The organism is Streptomyces sp. H39-C1 (genome assembly GCF_027158125.1).
In the GTDB taxonomy this organism is placed as follows: Bacteria; Actinomycetota; Actinomycetes; order Streptomycetales; family Streptomycetaceae; genus Actinacidiphila; species Actinacidiphila fildesensis.
The window spans coordinates 1-18,659 of sequence record NZ_JAPVLS010000130.1 but is presented as its reverse complement, the minus strand read 5'-3'; the positions used below and the strand labels follow the sequence as shown (position 1 = coordinate 18,659).

The following is an 18,659-nucleotide window of genomic DNA, read 5'->3' as shown; positions in this document are numbered from 1 at the left end:
CCGGGGGGGGGGGGGCGCCACCGCCATGTGCGTACGGGGGCCGTGGGCGCCGTGGAGGGACCGTAGGCGACCCGGAGGCGGTGGAACGCGTGAGAGGGGCTCAGCGGCCCGCTCAGCGCCACGGCGGGCGGACGGGGGTCCGTCTTCAGCGGTTGCTCAACGGCTGAGAGCGGCCAGCTCCTTGGCGGCCTCGGTGAGGTCCTTCGCCGTGTCGATGGCCCGCCAGTACGCGCCCTGCGGGATCGGGAAGCCGGCGAGGCGGCGTTCGCGCGCGAGCCGGGGGAACGTGGTGCGTTCATGGTCGCCGAGGTCCGGCAGCAGCCCGGTGAACTCCGGGTCGAAGACGTACACGCCCGCGTTGATCAGGAACGGGGAGGGCGGCGCCTCGATGAAGTCCAGGATCTGCCCGAACTCGTTGGTCTCCACGGCGCCCCACGGGATCCGGGGGCGGGCCAGCGCCAGCGTGGCGACCGCGGCGCGCTCGTGATGGAACGCGGCCATCTCGCGCAGCGAGAAGCGGGTCCAGATGTCGCCGTTGGTGGCGTACCAGGGCTCGTCGGGGCGCGGGAGCGACGCGGCGGCGTACTTGAGCCCGCCGCCGCGACCCAGCGGTTCCTTCTCGACGACGGTGGTGACGTTCAGCGGCAACCGGGCCGCGTCCAGCCACTCCTGGAGCACTTCGGCGAGGTGGCCGCACGAGACGACGGCGTCGGTGACGCCCTCGGCGGCCAGCCAGTCGAGCTGGTGGCCGATGATCGGTGTCCCGGTGCCCGGGATCTCGACCATCGGCTTGGGACGGTCGTCGGTGTAGGGCCGCAGTCGCGACCCCTGCCCTCCGGCGAGGAGGACGGCCTGGGTCACGGTAGGAGCGCCGTTCGTCATGCTGGGCACCCTACGGGACCTCGAACGCGTGATGACGGCGTCCCCGGGCGGCAGGGGACGCCCGTCATGGTCAGTAGACGGAGGCGACGCCGGTCGCGAACGAGGTGTCGCACACCGGACGCGAGAAGGACTGGGCGCGCACCGGACCGTACTTGGCGACGGCGGCGCGGCCGAGCGACCGGGCGATCGACGTGCAGTACTTTGCCAGTGACGGCCTGGTGGCCATCTCCGCCTGCAGGTCGGTCAGTACAGTGCTCGCGGACTTGTCCTGGAGCTCGTCCAGCAGTCGGGTGCGCAGCACCTCCTGCGGCTCCTTCGAGGACGGCACGATCTCCGGTTTGTCGTGCGAGGCCGTGAGCACCTGGGCCTCGGAGGCCGAGGTCGCCCACGGGACGCGGGTGACGGCGAGGGTCCCGGACAGCACGAGGACGACCGGGAGTACGAGCGCGAATGTCTTGCCGATGCGGCGAGCTACCTGGTTCACGCTCGCGATCGTAGCGATGGGTGATGATTTGGCGACATTTAGTCACCCTGCCGGGTGAGGGGAATCGCTGATACGGGTGCGGCCGGTTGACGAACGGGATCGAAAAGCCCGGTGTGTGTAGGTATTTGTCGACACCGGAATGATCAACGGGGACGCAACGCGGAACGGCCGCCCGCGGGTTGCGCGAACGGCCGTTCCGTACTGCTTATATGCCCGTTGGCCCGTTGGCCACGTTGGCCCTTCGGGTTGAGCGTCAGCGGGTGAGGCGCTCACCGGTGGAGGTCGAGAACACGTGGGCCTCGCCACCGCGCGGCACGACGTGCAGCACGGAGCCCTTCTCCGGGATCTCGCGGCCGCCGACCCGGATGACCAGGTCCTGGTGCTCGCCGCTGACCTCGGCGCTGCCGTAGACGAAGCCGTCCGCGCCCAGCTCCTCGACGACGTTGACCGTGACGGCCAGACCGGCCGGCTCGTCCTTCGACAGCGACTTGGCCTCGCCGTTCACGATGTCGAAGTGCTCGGGGCGGACGCCGACGGTGACCGTGCGGTCGCCCTTGTCGGAGGCGGCCGCGATGGCGTCGCGCTCGACGGCGACGATCGAGTTGCCGAACTTCACGCCGCCGTCGGTGATCGGGACCTCGACGAGGTTCATGGCCGGCGAGCCGATGAAGCCGGCGACGAACAGGTTCGCCGGGCGGTCGTACATGTTGCGGGGGGTGTCGACCTGCTGCAGCAGCCCGTCCTTGAGGACGGCCACGCGGTCGCCCATCGTCATGGCCTCGACCTGGTCGTGGGTGACGTAGACCGTGGTGACGCCCAGCCGGCGCTGCAGGCTGGCGATCTGCGTACGGGTCTGCACCCGCAGCTTCGCGTCGAGGTTCGACAGCGGCTCGTCCATGAGGAACACCTGCGGCTCACGCACGATCGCGCGGCCCATCGCGACACGCTGGCGCTGACCACCGGAGAGCGCCTTCGGCTTGCGCGCCAGGTAGTCGCTCAGGTCCAGGATCTTCGCGGCTTCCTCGACCCGCTTGCGGATCTCCGCCTTGTTCACGCCGGCGATCTTGAGCGCGAAGCCCATGTTGTCCGCGACGGTCATGTGCGGGTACAGCGCGTAGTTCTGGAACACCATCGCGATGTCCCGGTCCTTCGGCGGCAGGTGGGTGACGTCGCGCTCACCGATGCGGATCGCTCCGCCGTTGACGTCCTCGAGACCCGCGAGCATGCGCAGGGAGGTCGACTTCCCACAGCCGGACGGACCGACCAGAACCAGGAACTCGCCGTCCCCGACCTCGATCTCCAGGCCGTCCACCGCGGGCTTCTCCGAGCCCGGGTAGATACGGGTCGCCTTGTCGAACGTGACAGTAGCCATAGCTGTTGCACCCCTCACCGGCAGGAACGTGCCGGACGATCCGAGTAAAGGAAGGATTGGTCTAGTCCGCCATATGCGAACTGACCGTGACGCTACCCGCCGCCTGCCCCTTTGTCAGTAGCCCCCGGTCACCGACTTTCCCCACACCCGGCACCCCCCGCCTTGAGTACACTTCTCCTGGCCCCGCACCCGCACCACCCACCCGCGGACCCATGCCCCCTTAGCTCAGCTGGCCAGAGCACCGCTCTTGTAAAGCGAAGGTCGTCGGTTCGAATCCGACAGGGGGCTCTCGTTACCGCCCTGGATGACCTGCAGTTTCGGTCTCCTCGGAGCTTCGCTCACGGCCTCGGAGGACACCTCCGGGGCCGCTTGCGTGAGCGATGCGTGAGCGGACGGCGCATCCGGCTCCTGCCGTGGGTCGGACGGGGGAGCACCGTTCGGCCCGTTCTGCCTGCTGGCGCGAGGTACGAGGAGCGCGGCGCGCTCGGCGATGGCCCGGTCGAATTCCGGCAGCAGGCTGGTGTAGATGTCGGCGCTGACGACCATCGAGGAGTGGCCGAGCGTCTCCTGGATGTCCTTCATGTCGCCGCCCGCCGCGTGGATCAGCGTCGCCGTCCCGTGCCGCATGTCGTGCAGGCGGACCGGCGGCAGGCCGGCCTCCTCGTACAGCTCCGTGAAGCGCCGGGTGACGTTGGAGGGGTGCAGCCACTCCCCGTTCTCGCGGGTGAAGATCCGCCCGGTCTCCACCCAGGCCGCGCCCCACTCCTCCCGATCCTTGTCCTGCTGCTCCCGGTGCCGCTCCAGCACAGCGACGGTCAGGGAGTCGAGCGTGATGGTCCGGGCGCCGGCATCGGTCTTGGGATCGTCCTCGCAGACCTCCCACCCGTTCACCACCAGCTGTTTGGCCACGGTCATCGTCCCGGTGGCCAGGCTGGTGTCCGTCCACTTCTGGCCGCAGGACTCGCCGCGTCGTAGCCCGCGGTAGGCGATGAGGTGGAACTGCGCGTAGAGCCGGTCGCTCTCGGCATGGTCCAGGAAGCGGCCGGTCTGCTCCGGGGTCCACACCATGACGGGGGAGGGCTTCTCGCCCGTCCGCTTCCAGTACTCGATCCGCTCGTCGGTCCAGATCAGCGCCTTGGGGCGCTGGCGCGACTCCATCTCGACGTGGGACGCGGGATTGAAGGTGATCAGCTGCTGCGAGATCGCCTTGCTGAGCGCGGCGCGGAGCGTGGAGCGGATCCGCTGGCGGGAGGACGGACCGACGATGCGCCGGAACGAGGGCATAGCGGCGATGGCTTCCTTGAGCGCCTTACGCCGTGCGCGCTCGTCATGCCCCTTCCAGGGAATCTCGGCGAGGTCCGCAATCGCCTGCCGCCGGGCCGCATTCGCCTCGGCGGTCTGCACGTTGGCCTGCGCGATCGTCTCGAACATCGCCGTCAGATGGCTGACCCACAGCCGGTCCAGCCGCAGGTGCCCGAGGTGCGGCTGAAGGTAGAGCCGGACGATGCCCTCGTCGCGCATGATGGCCCCACGGCGCCCCTTCTTGGCCGCCAGCCAAGTCTCCAGCCATTCCCCGACCGTGAGGCGGCCGGTGAGTTCCTGGCCGCTGTGCAGGCGACGTCGGGTCTCCTCGACGCCGGGCAGCGGCGCCTTGGCGTCGGCGACCTGCTCCAGCATGTCGGCGATCGCGGCCAGAGCCTCCGGGTCGTCGGCGTCAGGGATGCCGAGCAGGGCGCGTATGCGGTCGAGTTCGGCCTGCGCCTCCTTGACGGTCTCGTAACCGGACCGGTTGAACGCACGCCGCGACCCGTCGGCGCGCTGCGGCAGCTCCTGGCGGACGGAGTAGGTGCCGTGCTTGCGGGCCTTGAGCTTCGGACATGACTTGCCGAGCGGCCTGCCGGTCCCGGCGTCGCGGCAGTAGCAGCGGCGATAGGTGGAGCCCTTCAAGCGAACTTCTCCTTAGGTGCGTTGGTCGTTGATCATTCGCTGCCCGGCTTCTCGTCCGGGTGGGCCTCAGGGGTGTGGTGGGACCAGACGGTGTTCCCCTCGGCGTCGTACGACCAGGTCGGGCGTGGCCGACGACGGAAGTGGCTGAGGGTGGACCCCATGAAGGACTCCTCCTCGCCGGTGAACCACTGCAAGGCGTCCCAGGTGGAGACGGCGTCGCGGTGGGGGAGGGCCTGCGCCTTTTCGGTGTGTCCGACGGGGTAGATCAGGGAGATCGGGTAGGTGTGCAGCGCCTCGGCGAGAACCATCACCTCCACCAGCGGCAAGGTCGTGCGGCGCCCGGACTCCATGTTGGCGATGACGTTCCGGGGGATGGGATAGCCGATCTCCGCGCAGGCGCGCGCCAGGTCCTCGCCGCTCATGCCGAGATCCTTTCTTCGCCGCCGAACCTCTGCCGCCACGGTGGCGACGACCTGGTCAGCCCACTCCAGGACGTTCTTGTCTTCATGGTCGACATCGTGTTGTGTCACGGCGACACAATAGCTTCGTCACACTCATTTCCGATGGCTTGGAGTCGGATGCGAGTACGCGTTCGCCGAGGGCTCAGTCGAGGAGCGGAGTCGCGTGATGCGCGAGAACGAGATGACCCAGACGGTGGAGGGCATGGGCCGCGAAGAGCTGCTCTCCCTGCCTGCCGCAGTCGACCTGGAGACGGGCAACCGGGCTCTGGGGCTGGGGCGGAGCAAGGGGTACGACCTGGCGCGCCGTGGCCTGTACCCGTGCAAGGTCCTCCGGTTGGGCAACGCCTACCGCGTGGTGACGGCGGATCTGCAGGCGGTGCTGGGCCTGACGGCGTGAGGGGGCAACGCCGCGTCCACGGAGGTGTGTCGAGAGAACGCAGAACCGATGGACTGTGCCGGAATCCGGTCGTATGGTCCTGGTCGCGCCGACCCCGGCGCCTCGGGACAACTTCCGAGCAAGCTCTCGATCTGGGCAGAAAGAAGCCCCCGGCGCTACGAACGCCGAGGGCCCAGCAGAACCCTCGTAACCGCCCATCGCTGAACGACCAACCAGCGCGCCGGAGTACCAGCTCCGAGCCCGCCGTGAGGAGCTTCTGTGCCCCACAGTACGACCCGCCCTATCCCTCCCGCATCCCCGTCGCACCGCCCGACCGCGAATGCGGGGCGCTGACCGGTGGCCCGAATCCGCACCATCAAGCCGGAGATGTTCATCTCCGAGTCCCTCGCGTCGGTGTCCCTCACCGCCGAGCGGACCTTCACCGGCCTGCTCACCCAGGTCGACGACCACGGCCGTTTCCGTGACAACGCCGCCGTCATCACCGGCCTGCTGTGGCCGCTGCGCGCCGAACACACCCCCGTGCACGTCGAGGAGGACCTGGCCCGGCTCGACGGCGCCGGGCTGATCTGCCGATACGCGGGCGGCGACGGGAAGCGATACCTGCACCTCGTCACCTGGCACAAGCACCAGAAGATCAACCGGCCCAGCGGCACCCGCGCACCGGCCTGCCCTACCCACGACGGCGCCCCATTCAGTGAGCCCTCACTGAGCCCTCATGGAGGGATCACGGAGGGCTCATCGGGCCCTCACCGAAACCTCGATGAGTCCTCGCGAGACATACGCGAGCCCTCACTGAATCAAGAAACAGCAGGTCAAGCGGCATTCAGTGAGGGCTCAGTGAGTCCTCAGGGAGGGATCACGGAGGAAGCGGTGAGCCCTCAGGGTCCGGATCTAGGACCTAGGATCTTGGATCTAGGATCTTTCCTTACGGGGGGCGCGAGCGCCCCCGCACCGGACGCCGTCTCCGCTCAGCAGCTCATCGCCGAATACGTGGCAGGCTGCGCGGCCAGGCCCCCGGGCAAGGTCCTCGGTCACCTCGGCCGAGAGATCAACCAGCTCCTCGCCGAAGGCATCGACCCCGCGCACATCCGCGCCTCCCTGGACCGCTTCCGGACCAAGCCGATGCACCCCAGCGTCCTGCCCAGCCTGGTCAACGAGGTCATGAACGCGACCCAGCCCGGTGGCTCACCGCACCGGGCGTGGACCAACCCCGCCGACGCCGCAGCTGCGTACGGGGGCGAACTGTGATCCGCCGCCACCAGCCCCGCCAGCAGCCCGACCGCGACCCCCAGCAGGCCGGCACCGCCCTGCATGCCCGCATGCAGCGCCTCCTGGCCACGCGCGGCTTGGATCCCGACCGGTTGGAAGCCGAAGGATCCAACGCGGATTCCGATCGTCAACCGGCCGTGCTGGAACTGGCCGAGCGTCGGATTCCGCCGCGCTACCGCCAGGCCACGGCCGACCACCCGGAGGTCGCCACGTGGGTCCGGCACGTCACCCTGGCTGCCAGGCCGGGACCCGGTGGCGCACCGGGCATCGCCACCGGCCCGTCGCTGCTGATCGCTGGCCCCACCGGCACCGGCAAGACCCACCAGACATACGGAGCCGTACGTGGCCTCGTACAGGCCGGTGTGCGCCTGCGGTGGCAGTCGATCACCGCCGCCGACCTGTACGCCGCTCAGCGGCCCCGTCAAGGCCACGACAGCGAACGGGAGATGCGCGACCTGGCCCGCTGCCCGCTCCTCATGATCGACGACTTGGGCGCGGCCAAAACCAGTGAGTGGACCGAAGAGCTGACCTACCGGCTCATCAACCACCGTTACGAGCAGATCCTGCCAACGCTCTTCACCACCAACGTCCCGATCCGTGAGATCCGCACGATCCTCGGCGACCGCATCGCCTCCCGCCTCGCGGAGATGACCGAACGGGCCGTCCTGACCGGCCCCGACCGCAGAAGGCACACCGCCTAACCAGCCGTCCGCCTCTGCCCATCACCTGCCCCACCACCCTCCGGGCCGCGCCCGCGCTGACCCCTGCGCGCCCCGGAGGGCGATCGGAGACCCCACATGCCCACCGCCAACACCGCGCTACCGCCTGCCCGCATGCAGGGCTGGGACCGTGCCGCGATCTTCGCGCTCGGCGCCGCTGGATGCGCTCTGTCGTACGACGCCCTCCAGCAGATGGCCGTCGCCATCCACGTCCGTGGAATCCTCACCTACCTCTTCCCGCTCGTGATCGACGGCTTCATCGCCTACGGCGTCCGCGCCCTGCTGGTCCTGCGCACCGCCCCCTTCGCCGCCCGCCTCTACGTCTGGACCCTCTTCGGCTCCGCGACAGCCGCAAGCATCTGGGCCAACGCCCTCCACGCCGTCCGGCTCAACCAACAGCACCACCCGGTCTCCGGATTGCGGCTCGGCGACACCACGGTCGGCACCCTGTCCGTCCTGGCCCCGCTCGCCCTGGCCGGAGCGGTCCACCTGTACATCCTGATCGCCCGCCACCCAGCCGGAACGCCCGAGCAGGAGAGCCAGCCTTCCGAACAGGACATCGGCCCACCGGACGCGCCCCACGTGCAGCAGCTCCGCACCGCCGCCGCTGAAGCTCCGACGAAGGCCCAGCAACTGCCTCTCACCGCAGCCCCGCCGGAACCCCTGGTCCCAGTCCCTGGCGACATCCGGCGCATCGGTCGGCCGCCGGGCGCGGAGATGGACGAGCTGATGGTCCTGGCCCGGAGGGCAACCGCTGAAGAGGGGAAGAGCTCGCGCCGGGTCGTTCGGGACGCCGTCCGAAGCGCCGGACTCACCCTCGGCGGCGAACGCCTCACTGAGCTCATGAACCGCCTGCGCGAAGAGGAAGACGAAGTGTTGGACAGCAGCGCCGACTGACCGCAGACGGCCGCTGTCCTCGGCGGTTGGGGTGATCGGAAGGGTTCCGATCACCCGACCCACCCGGCCGTGCTTTCTCCGGTCACCCCGTCCGCAAGGACAGCCACGGTCCATGACGGGCCCACGGCGGTACGCCCTCAGCAGCGCGCCACGGATCGACCCCCGCCCCTACACAGCCGCAGAGCCGTCCGACCTCGGCCAATTTCCCGCAGAGCGACACCCAGGAGCCGAGCATGCGCGAGATCAACTCCACGAACACCAGCACATCAGCTCCCCACTCCGGCGTCGAAGTTACGGATGCATCGGTGCCGACCACATGCGGAGCCAGCAAGAGCCTGCGACCGCCCTACGGGCGGTCGCAGGCGCAGGCCCCCGCCCAGGGGGGCGGGGGTGGGCCGGCGGGGGCGCCGGACCTGGAGTTGGTCGCGGCCGAGGGCAGCCGCGACCAGGACCTGCAACCCCCTTCGCAGCGCACCGCTACCTGCCAGCAGCCGCCAGTTGTGCGCGCGTCCGCTACCGCTGCCGCGCGTCGCAAGCCCAAGCGCCGCCAGCGCGATGCCACGCAGAAGAAGAAGTCCCGCGTCACCGTCCGCTTCGACCAGCATGAGAAGCAGCAGCTCGACGATCAGGCAGCCACCGCCGGCCTCTCCCTCGCGCACCTGGTCGCACGCCGCGCACTCACCCCCGGCACCGCCACCGCAGGCTCGGTCCAGCGCACCGAACAGTTGGACGCGGCAATCGACGAGTTGGCCTCGACGCGCGCAGAGCTGAGCGCCTGGGGGAACAACCTCAACCAGATAGCCCGGCACCTCAACACCGGCGGCACCCTCGTGCCCGGTCCCGCCAGCCAGTTCGTCGACTCTGCGGGGTACCTCCTCGGCCAGGACCTCCCCCGCGTGGTGGCGCTCCTGGACGAGGCCGCGCACCGGATCGCCAAGCGCCGGGGGCGAGGGTGATCGCCAGCATCAGCCGGGGCGACCGCACCCGCGGTGTCCTGGCCTACGTCTACGGCCCCGGCGACGTGGACGAGCACACCCACCAGCACACCGTCGCAGGGTTCGAGGAACTGCTGCCCGACCCGGGCCGGGCCACCGACCCCGAACAGGCCCTGGACCAGCTCGCGAAGATCCTGGACCTGCGGGTAGTCCAGGCCGGCAAGCGTGCCCCGAAGGAGCACGTGTGGCACTGCTCGCTGCGCGCGGCCCCCGAGGACCGGCACCTCAGCGACCCGGAATGGGAACAGGTCGCCCGCCGCGTCATGGAGGCTTCCGGCATCGCCCCGGCAGGGGATCCGGACGGCTGCCGCTGGGTGGTGGTCCGACATGCCGAGGACCACGTTCACATCGTCGCCACCACCGTCCGCGCCGACCTCACCCACGCCCGCCTGCACCGGGACTGGCACCGTGTCATGACCGAACTCAGCAGCATCGAGACGGATTTTGGGCTGCGCCAGGTCGACCGAACCCCCAGCGGCCACCGCACCTCACCCCGCCGTGCCACCCGCGCGGAACTGCACAAGGCCAAGCGGCTGGGCAAACCCGAACCCTCTCGGCAGACTCTGCGCTCCGCTGTGCGCGAGTCCCTCGCGGGAGCCGTCACCGAGGAAGAAATCCTCGCCCGTCTCGCCGACCACGGCGTGCGCGTGAAGATCCACCGACTGCCCTCCGGAGACGCCAGGGGCTACTCCTTCGCCCTGCCCGGCGAACGCAAGGCCAACGGCGAACCCCTGTGGTTTCCCGGTACCCAACTGGGCCCGGACCTGACCCTGCCCAAGATCCGCGCACGCCTCCACACCGGAGCCACCACCGTCGCCGTCACAGGGGCTGCCGACGCTCACCGCAAGGCCGACCGTTCGGCCGAGCAGGCACTGCACGTCATCACCTCCCTCCCCGTCCAGGAAATCGACGAGCCAACCGCGACCGCAATCAGCGCCGGCCTCGGGGAAATCCTCGACGTCCTCCCACAGGTCCACTTGGGCGCGACGCGCGCCCAGTTGCGCCAGGCCGCGAGGGCGTACGGGCAGGCGGCCTACGTCCACGACAGGGCCGCCGACCAGCAACTGCGTGCCCTGCGATGTGCAGCGCGGACACTGCTCGACGGCGGACCGGCCCTCGGACGCGGTAAAGACGCCGATGGGACCGCGATGGTGCTGAGCACCATGGTGCTGCTCGTGATCGCGGCCTACCGATGGCACGAGGCCCACGGCCATCGCCAGCAGGCGAACGCGGCCCGCGCCGCCGCCGACCACCTGCGCGCCACCTATCTCACGGTCTCCGTGAAGCCGCTGGCAAACCTGACCCTGCACGGCGAACAGCTACCACCCGCGGTACGCAACCAACACGCCCAAGCAGTCCACCAAGCCCTACCCCCCGAGCTCGCGGCACGCGTGCTGGCCGAACCCGGCTGGAACGCGCTCGCGGCGACCCTCGCCCAGGCAGCCGCCCAGGGCCAGCCACCCGTGGACGTACTGCGTGACGCATTCAATGCGCGGGAGATCGCCACGGCCGACTCCGCAAGCTCCGTCCTGACCTGGCGCATCCGCCGCAACGCCAACCTCCCCACCGCGTCGGCCGTCGTCCCGCCGACCCAGAGGAAGCCCGCCCGGACATCGGCTCCGCAGACCCCCAGGCCGGCAACGGCACCCATGCCCCCAGCCCACCGGCCCCGGCGGTAACCACCGCCCACAAGACCGGCGCCGCCGATCCCGGCAGCGCTACACCCCTAAGGAAGGACACCCGCCATGATCCCGCCCTACACCTTCGACGCCGGTATCGAGCACGAGTGCACCGTGAAGGCAGGTCACTCCCCGTTCTGGTTGACCGACCCCGAAACCCTCGCCCGCATCCGCGCCGCTGTCAGCGCCCTCCTTGGCCAGTCGTTCTGGGCCGTCCAGGACGACTGCACCATGACCGCCTCCCTGGAATGGCTCGCGGGCTACACGTGCGGCGACGTCGCACTCGACCCGTGCCTCATTCCGCTCGTCCAGGCACTGACCGCCATCGTGACAACCGGCACCGCCCGACCTAACAGCGGCAACCCCCTCGACCTGCTCGATGCCACGCTCGCGGGCCTGACCGCCTTCGAGTCCCGCCCCGAATCCGCCCAGGCCAAATTCCTGGCGAGTTGCACAACCGAGGAGGACTTCCGCTGACAACGTGCTGGGCAGCCCCCACAACGGCTGCCCGGCCCAGCAGGGCCCCTGCCAACAAGGGCTCAGCGTCAGCGCTGCGTCCGGGCGTGGACCTGGATGAGGCCGTATTTGCCGCTCGTGCGCCATGGCTCCCCGGTGACCTCCAGCCCGGCGACCACCGGTCCTTCGAGGCCCACGATGACGTCCGACTTCAGCGTGCGCAGGGCCGCTACCGAAGAGGGAAAGTATTCGACCCTCTCAGCGAACGGCACTGTGGCGTCCCAGAGCTGGTCCCCCACGAGGCGGCGATAGTTCAGGTCGCCCTTGAGGATCGTCATCGTGGCAGCGGAGAGCTCGGCCCTGAGGTCGGCGGGCAGCTGGTGGAACGGCAGCGGCGCGCAGAAGAATTGATGCGTGCGAATGACGAAGGTGCCGTTGTTCAGCCCCCGCCAGAGCTGGCGGCCGATCAGTTCCGCCTCCTGCCCTGGCCCAGCGCAAAGGCGCTCGATCGTCGCGAGTACGTCGGCGGTGGTCGCATCCGACACGTAGTAGGGGGAAGGCTTGACGTACAGGACGGCCTCGGCAGCCAACCCGCCCGTGAGGAGGTGGTCGATCAGGACGAGGTCGGGCAGCAGCTCCCGTCCAGCGTTGTCCGCGATGACGCAGACCTTCGGGTTGCTCGCCGCAGCGAGTGTGGACCAGAGGACTGGGCTGTCGTCCGCGATGAGGGCGGAGGATTCGACGGTCTGCGCCGAGGCGGTGATCTGAAAGCTGAGATCCGCCCGGTTTCCCCAGAGCGCTGACAAGAGCAGCACCCCGGCTCGCTCCTCGGCAGGAAGCGACGACAGGTCGCGAAGAGCCGCCAACTCGTCGTCGACGGACGCGCCGGCCAGTTCAGCGCTCTTGAACGGCGCGAACGGATCAATGCCCTGCCAAGCCCCGGGCCGGAAGAAGCCGGTGGCCTCGAGCAGCCTGCGGTAGAAGTAGCTTTCAGCCCACAGGAACGGCGCCTCACCCCACGGCCGCCCGAACAATCCCTCGCCCCACTCCAGCCACTGCTGGTGATCGTGGGCGCTCTTGTCGAGCAGCTGCAACACGCCGCTGGTGCTCTCGGAGAGGAGCTCCTCGACCGCTGCCCGCTCCGTCGGCCCGTACGGCAGAGCGTCGAGCACCTGCTGGACCAGCTTCGGGTGCCGCTCATGGAAGACGCCCCAGGCGAAGGAACCAGGGATATCACTCAAGATCGTGGGTGCAGTGGGCACGTTCAGGCTCGTCCTTCTCCTCGTCGGCCGTCACCGTACCCGTGAGCGGACCGGCACCAGCCCGGTCAGCTGCGGGGATGCAGTATTAGGCAGGGCTCAAGGCGGCCTACACGGAGTCCTGTTGAATCCTCGACAGGTAGCGCTGGTAGTGCTCATCTGCGATATTAGTTCCACGTACGAGGGTGCCCTCCTCCATGCGGTACGTCCGGTCCCGGGAGCCGCTGAATGAGAGCCAGTTGAAGCTGGTGTTGATCCATGTGTCGTCGAAGATGAGGATCTTCGCGTGGGTGCTCCTCAAGCGCGAGAAAGTGAACTTCTCAGGATATCGCTGAGCAAGATTCTCCAATTTCCGTAGTGCACCCGCATGCGAGCCGTTGTCGTCTGTCCCAATGCCGTGGGCGATGTGGACAGCGACATTGCGCCGCAGGCGGTCTTCAAGCTTCATTAGGAAGTCCGTGGTGACGATCCCGTTCTTGACCCACGGCGAGATGAGCAGAATACGTCGGGTTGCTGAGGTCAGGGCCTCCTCCAAGAGGTCCGGGTGCTCGAAGACTCCGATTGCACGGACTTCATAGTTGCCTTCTGGGGCAGCTTGCTTTGAGAGAGCAGGATCCGTGGCAGGAACCAAGCTCGGCTCGATCCTGGCAGCCGCAGTCTCGGCGCGCAGTCGGGTGACTTCGTCGAGCGGAACCCGGACCTTCTCCAGTTCTGGATCAATTTGAGGTCGCTGCTCAGGGGGGTCCACGCGGATGCCCAGAGCCTCCGCGCCTCCAAGATTGAGCAGCATATGCTCGTGTCTACTGCTGAGCTCCTCGTCTACAACCACGGCGAGCTGGATATCAGAGCGGCCTGCATCGGCGAAGACCAGAACCTTGGCCGGCATGAAGCGACGGGCCTTGTTCGCAGTCGCCCGCCTGACGACGAGTACCTCTCGCTCGACGTTGCCCTGACTGCGGAGTAGTGCGTTGATGTCGCCGGGAGTGACATCAACGGCAGAGATCGACTCCGTGCCCTTTGTGGGCAGTAGGAGCATATCGCTCTCCTCGGCATCACGCCGGGAGATGACCACGTTTCGGTCATATGGCTCGGTCTTCCACAACAGACGGTCGAACACGAGCGGCAGCTCGACGTTCACCGGCGCAATGGATGCCAAGTCCTGCGCTATCCGCTTGCCACGAGCGGTAAGTTGCAGCTTTGACCCTTGCTGCCCAGGACGCGCGTAAGCCAGATTGTCGGCTGAGAATTGATCGGCTACAACCCCTGTCACCATTTCCGTGGGCAGGCCAAGAATGCCCGTAAGGTCTTCTCGTGAAGTCACATCAGCGTCCACGAAGCGCAGGACAAACTCGTCGAGCAAAGGCAATGGCTTACGGTCTTGGGCTAGGACGTCCGCAGTTACCAAGGAGACTGGGATCGCCGCATCGACTACCGCAATGAGGTCCAGGCCAGGGCGGGCATTTTGGAATCGCAACGCCAGCAAACTATCAGGGCTAAACGCGGTCAGCTTCACGGATTTCACACTCCTCTGGGTGCTCGCGCATGTACTGGAGGACATCGCTGAGTGCGCCGGGCTTGCCTCGACAGAATTCGGCGTCGCCGACGACGATCAGGCCAAAGCGGGCACGCGACAACGCCACATTAATGCGGCGCCAGTAGGGCTGGCCCAGGAAGCCGAAGTCGGAGCGATCATTGCTCCGTGTGACGGTGAAAACAGCCAAGTCACACTCGCGCCCCTGCACGGCATCGACTGATAGCACGTCGGGAACCATATGGGACAGAGAGACCGTCGCCAAGCGGCGCTTCAGCTCTTCCACTTGCCGGCCATAGGGAGCAATCAACAGCACATCGAGCTTAGTTCCATTGCTCGGCCTGATAAGTCCTCGGCTGATGGCCTTGTCAAGTATCTCCAGGCGCATTATCGCCTGCTTCACTTCAGCGCGATTGGCAATGCTGCGATTTCCGGCGGTTCGCTCGCTTTCGCGACGTTCAGTTCCGAGTCGGGACGTATCGAGCCAGAGGACGGGTTTGTTCAGATCGCCGTAGCCAGGCAGCTGCTCCTTGCTCGGGGAGAGCAGCTGTTCGTCATAGAAGACGGTAGAGATCAAGTTCCCGATCGCTGGGACCATGCGGTATTGCTCCCGCAACAGGTGCCGCACCGGAGGCTGCGTGCGTTCCACGAGGTATTGGAAGAGGGTGGTCTCTACCAGCTCAGGGGTGAGCTGGTGGTCATTCATGATCTTTTCATCCCGCAGGAGGTCCTCGTGCATCGGCGGAAGCTGCCGGGTATCGCCCACGAGAATCCAGCGGCGCGCCCTGGCCATAGGGACGAGTGCTTCCGTGGCAGTGGCCTTGGACGCCTCATCGAAGATACAGAGGTCGAACTCCAGATCGCGGGCGGCCGGGCGACCTAGAAAGCCAATGGCAGTCCCGGCGACGACCTGGCACGTCTTGAGGAAGGCTCCCTCCAGCTGCTGGTCAGTCTCGATTCGCTGCAGCCAGTCACCTTGCAGGCTGAGCAACTCCATCAAGCGAGGGCCCGAATGCGACGCACCGATCAAGGCATCCACGGCCGCCTGTGCCTCGTCGACTGTGAGGTTGTCACGAAGAGTCAGGTCACCTTGAAGTTGTTGCAGTACGCGGGTGAAGATCTCGGCCCTCTGGTCAGCTAGATCGTCAAGCCGACCACGCGCTGTGACAATCTCCTCGGCAAAGCTCCTGGCAGCGGTCGTCCGCTCGGGTGCCGGCTGTCCGGACAGATCCTCGATGTGCTTGCGGACGTGCTCCATGTTCGCAAGGACTGAGGTGAGTTCTCCCAGACTGAGAGCGGCTTGGAGGTGGCGCGCATTCTGACCGCTTTGGCTGGCCAACTTGTCCAGATAGGTGGCGGCGCGAGTTCGAACCTCCCGGGACCAGCGCTTTAGCTGCTTATCGAGAAGCAGATGCTGAGCGTTCGCTGCGACGCGCGGGTCGTCGGCTCGTCCCAGACGCACTAGGCCAGATATGCCTGCTTGCTCCAGTCTCTGGAGCGCATTGTCGATCGCGATATGAGTCTGGCTCACGATGAGGATTCTTGCTTTAGAGTCTCGACGCAGAGTCTGTCGGACGATCTCAGCGATCACAGTGGTCTTCCCGGTACCGGGGGGACCTTCCACCAGCAGTAGGTCCTGTGAGCCCAGGGCGTGTCGGACAACGTCGCGTTTGCTGGGGTCAAGATCCTGACGTAGCCACGAGGGAATCTCCGTCGCAGCGCCGACGGTGAGGGATTCTGGGTCCTCGATAATGGACCGCAGGAGCGGGTTCGCAGTCTGGTCCGCACTTACATTGGCGAGCGCGTCATACTGACGTTGCAGGGCGGTACGGCTCGGCCCCAAGTAGGGCACCAGGACACCACGAGGGGGCAGCTTAACGCCCGGGCGTCTGAAGCGAATATCAACCGCAGTTTCCGACTGCTTGACAACCTCACCGCGCTCGGTTGGACGCCCCTGTGCGGACTCGGCAACCTCCCAATCGTCACCCAGCATCTCGGTATCGCATGACTGATAGAGCTGAAACTCGACGGTGCGCCCTTTACGTGTAAAGCTCTCATATGCAAGTGGCTTTCGTTGCCCACGCGCGAGGTCTTCGCGGGCATCGAGGAGCCGGCGCCATCCGTCGAGTAGGTCTCCAAGGCTGTGCGAGTCTCGGGCAGCTTCGGCGGCGTCCTTGTCGGCACGGTGCTGGTCTAGAAGGTCCAGCATCAGATTGAGACCTTTGTACGCCACGTCTTCGCCCGGATCCGTGAACGACCAACGCAGCTTCCGCCCCAACAGGCAGGCTCGCTCCCGCCAACGGGCGAGCCAGACTTCGTCCTTTGCTGATGCGAAGACGATCAGTGTTCGATCGCTGTACTCAGAGTCCGAGATGAGCTTCAGACACCAGGAGCGACCGACAAGCACCAGAGTGTCCTTGTCTGTCTCCTTGCTCTCTGCATTGAACCCATAGTCGACGTGCACCACATCGCTCAAGTCGCTCAGGACAATGGCTTCAGCCTGGGCGAATTCGACCGGGCCCTCCTTCGGAACACCTGTGAGGGAAGCTGCAGCGCCACGGGTGAGTTTGATCCATATTGCGTGGCCATCGCGCGCCTGGCGGTCCCCGCATACCTGCTGTGCCTCCAGGAGGCGCTGCTCCAGCACCGCGCAATTCTCCGGGCGATCCTCACGGTCAAGGGCAATGCAAGCCTGCAAGATCGTCCGGAACTCGTGCGGGATGCCGTGCAGGCCGTCAAGCACAGGAGCGAGATCGGAGTACTCCACCGCCCGTTCGCCAGAGAGGACTTGCACCGCCAAGACCCCGAAGGCGAACACGTCACGGATATATGGGACCGAGTCGTCGAGGTCGGGGGGTGCGTACAGTCCCGAACGGAAGGCGGCCACTGTCTGCGTTGGATCGGTGATCTTGGATCGAATCTTGGCGATGCCGAAGTCCGCGAGTTTGAGAAAGCCGTCAGCCGTGATGAGGACGTTCCCTGGCTTGATGTCGCGATGCTCGATCTCCCTGCTGTGGGCATGAGCCAGGGCACTGGCCAAGGGTCTAGCGATCTCCTCGAAATAGGACGGCCAGTCGAACTCCTTCCCACCGTCTCGGTCATCCTTGAGACTGCGATCTACCCACTCAAGAGCCAAGAAGTGCTGCCCGCGTGTCTGTGACCACCCGGAATCCAGAAGGCGGACGATGTTGGGGTGCCGAAGGGCCTTCAATGTCTCTGTCTCGCGCTCCAGGAAGGTCTCGATGAGTTCGTCTTCCTGGATCTGCTTCAGCAACTTGATCGCAGCGAAATCGCCCGATGCACTGGTGGCGTCAATGGCTTTACGGACCTCCGACTGACCGCCAGACCGCGGTGCGTCTCCGAGCAACATGAAGCGACCATTGATCATCTCTCGCTCCACGCGACACTCCCTCTCCGACAGACCTGGCCCCGCCTCGTGTGGAGGCGACTCTACTCGCGCGGTCTGACATCTGTGGGGTCCGAACTAGCTTGCCCCGGAGGTGAATCCGTCAGTCGAGTCAATGCCGCAGGTCCTCGTCGACGGGCACGATTCGCCCAGCGTCGCGGTCCGCCTGTGTGATCATCAACGCAGATGCTCCGTCATGCGACGGGCCAGCATTCAGGGACCGCCGAGGGCGCGATACCACCAACCTGGCGTTGGCTGGCTGAAGCTACGACCGCGGTGCTCGACCTCTCGGCCATGGATGCGCACAGGCGCAGGTCGGCCGAGCGAGCGGCAACCCGGGAGGCGGTCACCGCATCGGTGACCCTCAAGGTTCAGGAACCCAGTTCCTACGCGAGATCACGATCTACCGCACCAGTCCCGCCTGCGTCGACACCTATCAAACTGAAACGTCGTTGCGTCGCCCAGGAACGCCACAGCGTGCAGAAGGCTGCACAGCTCTCGGCGAGCAGCCCTCCAGTACGGGGAGACTCGATTGCCGGGTGCCACGCCAGGGCGTGGGACGCTAGGACCAGACTGGTGCGGGCCGCCGAGGACCACGGTAGGCCGTGGTCTGGATGAGCCGCCGCGTATCAGTGCGCGGCACAGGTCATTGGTCCGCAACACGGCGGCAGGATGTCATCACGCCGCAGGTCCTAGCGGCGGACAACGACACACCACGGGTGGACAGTCCCACGCAGCGACTCCGGTTGATGGCAGCACGGAGTTCGGGGGAGGAGAGCCAGGGCGGTTGCAAGTTCCGGGGTCGTGCGGCTGGTCGGGTTGTGACCGGTTGGGGCGCATAGCAGAGCAGGCACGGGCTTCGTGATCATTGTGGTGTCTAAGCCAGATGATCATGAGGTGGCCCG

At 66.9% G+C, this 18,659-nt stretch carries 13 protein-coding genes, 1 tRNA gene and 2 pseudogenes; 8 read left to right on the top strand and 8 right to left on the bottom strand.

What is annotated here, in order from left to right; genetic code table 11:
- Window positions 1–156: 156 nt before the first annotated feature.
- The 3 genes from O3W51_RS43945 to O3W51_RS43935 form a co-directional block, all read right to left on the bottom strand.
- Window positions 157–882 carry a nucleotidyltransferase family protein gene (locus O3W51_RS43945; protein ID WP_138354089.1) on the bottom strand — a complete coding sequence of 242 codons (726 nt, stop codon included), beginning with the start codon at window positions 880–882 and terminating at the stop codon, window positions 157–159.
- 70 nt (window positions 883–952) lie between these two features.
- Window positions 953–1,366: a hypothetical protein gene (locus O3W51_RS43940; RefSeq protein ID WP_138354090.1), complete on the bottom strand. Its 414-nt coding sequence runs from the start codon at window positions 1,364–1,366 to the stop codon at window positions 953–955.
- A gap of 253 nt (window positions 1,367–1,619) precedes the next feature.
- Complete coding sequence (locus tag O3W51_RS43935; RefSeq protein WP_164295044.1) at window positions 1,620–2,738, bottom strand: ABC transporter ATP-binding protein; 1,119 nt, start codon at window positions 2,736–2,738, stop codon at window positions 1,620–1,622.
- Window positions 2,739–2,952: 214 nt separating this feature from the next.
- On the opposite strand from O3W51_RS43935, the gene O3W51_RS43930 reads away from it, so the two are divergent.
- Window positions 2,953–3,026 (top strand) — tRNA-Thr (locus O3W51_RS43930).
- Between the two features lie 171 nt (window positions 3,027–3,197).
- Here O3W51_RS43930 and O3W51_RS49160 read toward each other — a convergent pair.
- Together O3W51_RS49160 and O3W51_RS43920 are read right to left on the bottom strand one after the other, a co-directional pair.
- Window positions 3,198–4,685, bottom strand: a pseudogene (locus tag O3W51_RS49160) (site-specific integrase); the annotation flags it as partial.
- Window positions 4,686–4,852: 167 nt separating this feature from the next.
- A pseudogene (locus O3W51_RS43920) lies at window positions 4,853–5,215 on the bottom strand (helix-turn-helix domain-containing protein); the annotation flags it as partial.
- Between the two features lie 97 nt (window positions 5,216–5,312).
- Here O3W51_RS43920 and O3W51_RS43915 point away from each other — a divergent pair.
- The 7 genes from O3W51_RS43915 to O3W51_RS43885 all read left to right on the top strand — a co-directional run bounded on the left by O3W51_RS43915 (window position 5,313) and on the right by O3W51_RS43885 (window position 11,579).
- Complete coding sequence (locus tag O3W51_RS43915) at window positions 5,313–5,543, top strand: hypothetical protein (RefSeq protein WP_269289407.1); 231 nt, start codon at window positions 5,313–5,315, stop codon at window positions 5,541–5,543.
- A gap of 336 nt (window positions 5,544–5,879) precedes the next feature.
- Complete coding sequence (locus O3W51_RS43910; RefSeq protein ID WP_269289405.1) at window positions 5,880–6,791, top strand: hypothetical protein; 912 nt, start codon at window positions 5,880–5,882, stop codon at window positions 6,789–6,791.
- 71 nt (window positions 6,792–6,862) lie between these two features.
- Window positions 6,863–7,513 (top strand): ATP-binding protein, encoded by a 651-nt coding sequence (locus O3W51_RS43905; protein ID WP_269289409.1) that lies wholly within the window; start codon window positions 6,863–6,865, stop codon window positions 7,511–7,513.
- Window positions 7,514–7,609: 96 nt separating this feature from the next.
- A complete protein-coding gene (locus O3W51_RS43900) occupies window positions 7,610–8,428 on the top strand; it encodes a DUF2637 domain-containing protein (RefSeq protein ID WP_269289403.1) in 819 nt (272 codons plus the stop codon).
- 233 nt (window positions 8,429–8,661) lie between these two features.
- On the top strand, window positions 8,662–9,384 hold the full coding sequence (locus O3W51_RS43895; RefSeq protein ID WP_269289401.1) for a plasmid mobilization protein: 723 nt from the start codon (window positions 8,662–8,664) through the stop codon (window positions 9,382–9,384).
- On the top strand, window positions 9,381–11,102 hold the full coding sequence (locus O3W51_RS43890; RefSeq protein ID WP_269289399.1) for a relaxase/mobilization nuclease domain-containing protein: 1,722 nt from the start codon (window positions 9,381–9,383) through the stop codon (window positions 11,100–11,102). Before O3W51_RS43895 ends, O3W51_RS43890 begins: the two co-directional genes overlap by 4 nt.
- Window positions 11,103–11,168: 66 nt before the next feature.
- A complete protein-coding gene (locus O3W51_RS43885; protein WP_269289397.1) occupies window positions 11,169–11,579 on the top strand; it encodes a hypothetical protein in 411 nt (136 codons plus the stop codon).
- Window positions 11,580–11,647: 68 nt separating this feature from the next.
- Here the strand turns inward: O3W51_RS43885 and O3W51_RS43880 are convergent, their stop codons facing one another.
- From O3W51_RS43880 to O3W51_RS43870, 3 genes are all read right to left on the bottom strand, one after another.
- Window positions 11,648–12,820 (bottom strand): damage-control phosphatase ARMT1 family protein, encoded by a 1,173-nt coding sequence (locus O3W51_RS43880; protein WP_269289395.1) that lies wholly within the window; start codon window positions 12,818–12,820, stop codon window positions 11,648–11,650.
- Between the two features lie 106 nt (window positions 12,821–12,926).
- Window positions 12,927–14,330, bottom strand: a complete 1,404-nt coding sequence (locus O3W51_RS43875; protein ID WP_269289394.1) for a hypothetical protein — start codon at window positions 14,328–14,330, stop codon at window positions 12,927–12,929.
- Complete coding sequence (locus O3W51_RS43870; RefSeq protein ID WP_269289392.1) at window positions 14,311–17,748, bottom strand: serine/threonine-protein kinase; 3,438 nt, start codon at window positions 17,746–17,748, stop codon at window positions 14,311–14,313. Before O3W51_RS43870 ends, O3W51_RS43875 begins: the two co-directional genes overlap by 20 nt.
- Window positions 17,749–18,659 lie beyond the last annotated feature (911 nt).

Bases quoted from the DNA above. Each gene is read 5' to 3' on its own strand.
- O3W51_RS43935 (WP_164295044.1), bottom strand. From the start codon at position 2,738: ATGGCTACTGTCACGTTCGACAAGGCGACCCGTATCTACCCGGGCTCG.
- O3W51_RS43885 (WP_269289397.1), top strand. From the start codon at position 11,169: ATGATCCCGCCCTACACCTTCGACGCCGGTATCGAGCACGAGTGCACC.
- O3W51_RS43895 (WP_269289401.1), top strand. From the start codon at position 8,662: ATGCGCGAGATCAACTCCACGAACACCAGCACATCAGCTCCCCACTCC.
- O3W51_RS43900 (WP_269289403.1), top strand. From the start codon at position 7,610: ATGCCCACCGCCAACACCGCGCTACCGCCTGCCCGCATGCAGGGCTGG.
- O3W51_RS43915 (WP_269289407.1), top strand. From the start codon at position 5,313: ATGCGCGAGAACGAGATGACCCAGACGGTGGAGGGCATGGGCCGCGAA.
- O3W51_RS43945 (WP_138354089.1), bottom strand. From the start codon at position 882: ATGACGAACGGCGCTCCTACCGTGACCCAGGCCGTCCTCCTCGCCGGA.
- O3W51_RS43905 (WP_269289409.1), top strand. From the start codon at position 6,863: ATGCAGCGCCTCCTGGCCACGCGCGGCTTGGATCCCGACCGGTTGGAA.